General features: G+C 67.8%; 3 protein-coding genes and 1 pseudogene. All 4 read left to right on the forward strand.

Annotated features, from left to right (window positions below; translation table 11 throughout):
- Positions 1-70: 70 nt before the first annotated feature.
- The gene (locus EN969_RS24250) at positions 71-952 is read left to right on the forward strand and encodes an N-acetylglucosamine kinase (protein ID WP_063169683.1); all 882 of its coding nucleotides are present in this window, start codon (positions 71-73) and stop codon (positions 950-952) included.
- Complete coding sequence (locus EN969_RS24255) at positions 949-1731, forward strand: GntR family transcriptional regulator (protein ID WP_063169682.1); 783 nt, start codon at positions 949-951, stop codon at positions 1729-1731. Before EN969_RS24250 ends, EN969_RS24255 begins: the two co-directional genes overlap by 4 nt.
- Positions 1732-1748: 17 nt before the next feature.
- Positions 1749-2783 carry an SIS domain-containing protein gene (locus EN969_RS24260; protein WP_063170416.1) on the forward strand — a complete coding sequence of 345 codons (1035 nt, stop codon included), beginning with the start codon at positions 1749-1751 and terminating at the stop codon, positions 2781-2783.
- Positions 2780-3028, forward strand: a pseudogene (locus EN969_RS24265) (N-acetylglucosamine-6-phosphate deacetylase); the annotation flags it as partial. The gene EN969_RS24260 and the pseudogene EN969_RS24265, both read left to right, overlap by 4 nt.

A 3028-nucleotide genomic window follows, 5' to 3' on the forward strand; every position in this document is an offset into this window, starting at 1 on the left:
TTTTGAAACGGAAATTAATCCTTGGCTATTGGTATTTTATTGGTATTATCCGCCCGGAGGAGAAATCAACGTGAATTTCGTGCTCGGAATCGATGGCGGCGGCACCAGCTGCAGGGCCGCCCTGGCAACGGCGGACGGCACGGTGATCGGCCGCGCCAAAAGCGGCGCCGCCAACATCCGCACCGACCTGACCGGCGCCCGCTCGAACATCGTCGAGGCCGCCAGGCAGGCGTTCCTCGTCGCCGGGCAGGATCCGGAACTGATCCCGCGAACGCCCGCAATTCTCGGCCTTGCCGGCGCCAATGTCGGCACCTACCGGCAGCAGCTCGAGGCGATCCTGCCATTCAGCATCAGCCGCGTCGAGACCGACGCCGAAATCGCGCTGGAAGGCGCTGTCGGCGCCGGTGACGGCGCCATGGCGATCCTCGGCACCGGCACCGCCTATATGGCGCGCAGACAAGGCAAATCGCGCGCCATCGGCGGCTGGGGCTTCCAGGTTGGCGACCAGGGCAGCGGCGCCCGTATCGGCCGCGACCTGCTCGAACAGACACTGCTTGCCTATGACGGCGTCCGCGCGGGCTCGCCGCTGACGCAGAGCATGCTGGCCGTCTTCCGCAACAACCCGGAGGATGTCGTCGAATTCACCACCAATGCCAAGCCCGGCGATTTCGGCGGCTTCGCACCCAAGGTGTTCGAACACGCCGAGAAGGGCGACAGCGTCGCCAACTGGATCCTCGACAGGGTGGTTGCCGATGTCGAAGCCTCGCTCGGCGCGCTCGATCTCGCCGACGACGCGCCGCTGTGCCTCCTCGGCGGGCTGGCGCCGCTCTACGCGCCGCGCCTGTCTGCCCGCTACCGGGCGCTGCTGAAGCCGCCGCTCGACGACGCGCTGGGCGGCGCGGTGCAGATGGCGGTTCGCCTTTTCGCCGGACACGCGAAGGCAACTCGATGAGCGAGGCCGCCGACCAGATCTTCGCCACGCTGAAACATCAGGCGCAAAGCGGCGCGCCGCTTTATCTGCAGCTGCGCAAGAGCATCGAGGACGCGGTCAACCGCGGCCTGATCGGGCCGGGCGACGCGCTGCCCTCCGAGCGCGACATCGCCACCAAGGCCGATATTTCGCGGGTCACCGTGCGCAAGGCGGTGCAGGACCTGGTCAAGGGCGGCATCCTGGTGCAGCGCCACGGCTCCGGCACCTTCGTGGCGCCGCGCATGGAGCGTGTCGAACAGTCGCTGTCGCGGCTGACCTCGTTTACCGAGGACATGGCGCGGCGCGGCATGGTGGTGCGTTCGGCATGGCTCGACCGCGGCCTTTACGCACCTTCGCCCGACGAAATGATGGTGCTCGGCCTGTCGTCGAACGAACTGGTGGCGCGCGTGGCGCGCCTGCGCATTGCCAACGACACGCCGCTGGCGATCGAGCGGGCCTCGCTGTCGGCCAGCGTGTTGCCCGACCCGGCCGACATAGGCTCCTCGCTCTATGCCGCGCTGGAATTGACCGGCAATCGGCCGGTGCGGGCGGTGCAGCGCATTTCCGCCGCCAATCTCGGCGACAGCGACGCGCGCCTGCTCGAGGTGCCGCCAGGCATTGCCGGCCTGCACATCGAACGCATTTCCTATCTGGCGAGCGGCAAGGTGATCGAATTCACCCGCTCTATCTACCGGGGCGACGCCTATGATTTCGTCGCCGAACTGCGGCTGACAGGGCCGAGCGAAGAGGGCCGACCATGAGCACGACAGAGCCGACCATGTCGACAGAGATGACCCATATGCGGCGCGAGATCGAGGAGGTCCCGCAGGCCGTCGCCCGCCTGCTCGACGGCTCCGGCGCCGTGCTGACCGAAGCCGGGCGCGGCATCCGTGAACGCGACCCGCAGTTCGTCGTCACCGTGGCGCGCGGCTCGTCCGACCATGCCGCCACCTTCATGAAATACGCCGTCGAGCTGACCGCGGGCCTGGCCGTCGCATCGGTCGGGCCGTCGATCGCCTCGATCTATGGCCGCAAGCTCAGGCTCGCCGGCTCGGCCTGTCTGGCGATCTCGCAGTCGGGCAAGAGCCCCGACATCGTCGCCATGGCCGAAACCGCGCGGGCGGGAGGCGCGCTGACCGTCGCCATCACCAACACCGCCGATTCGCCGCTGGCGCGTGCCTCGGACTATGCGATCGACATCCTGGCCGGCCCCGAGCGCAGCGTCGCGGCGACCAAGACCTTCATCAATTCGGCCGTCGCCGGCCTCGCTCTGATGGCGCATGCCACCGGCGACGATGCGCTGCTGGCGGCGCTTGCCCGCCTGCCGGAGCATTTCGGCAAGGCGATCGCCTGCGACTGGATGAGCGTGATCTCTGAGACGATCGAGAAGCAGAAGTCGTTGTTCATCCTCGGCCGCGGACCGTCGGCGGCGATGGCCAATGAGGCTGCGCTGAAATTCAAGGAGACCTGCGGCATGCATGCGGAAGCCTACAGCGCCGCCGAGGTCATGCACGGCCCGCTGGCGCTGGTCGGCCCTGATTTTCCGGTGCTGGCGCTGGCCGCGCGCGACGCGTCCGAACCGTCGATTGCCGAGGCCGCCGACAGCCTGGCGGCCAAGGGCGCGCCGGTGTTCGTCACCTCGGCACTTGCCCAACGCGCCGTGCGCCTGCCGCATGTCGCCACAGGCCATCCACTGACCGATCCGCTGACGCTGATCGTCTCCTTCTACATGTTCGTCGAGGCGTTTGCCCGCCATCGCGGTCTCGACCCGGACACGCCGCGCAATCTTCGCAAGGTGACGGAGACCGTATGAGCAATCGCTTTGCCCTGACTGGCGCCCGGATTTTCGACGGCGACGATTGGCATGAAGGCCACGCGCTGGTCGTGCGCGACGGTCTCGTCGAGGCCATTTTGCCCACGGGCGCCGTCCCCTCGGACATCGCCCTCGTCGACGCCGGTGACGGCCTGCTGGTGCCGGGCTTCGTGGACCTGCAGGTCAATGGCGGCGGCGGCGTCATGCTCAACGACCATCCCGATGTCGCTTCCATCGAGACCATC

It is taken from the genome of Mesorhizobium sp. M7A.F.Ca.CA.003.01.2.1, from assembly GCF_003998945.1.
Classification (GTDB): domain Bacteria; phylum Pseudomonadota; class Alphaproteobacteria; order Rhizobiales; family Rhizobiaceae; genus Mesorhizobium; species Mesorhizobium ciceri.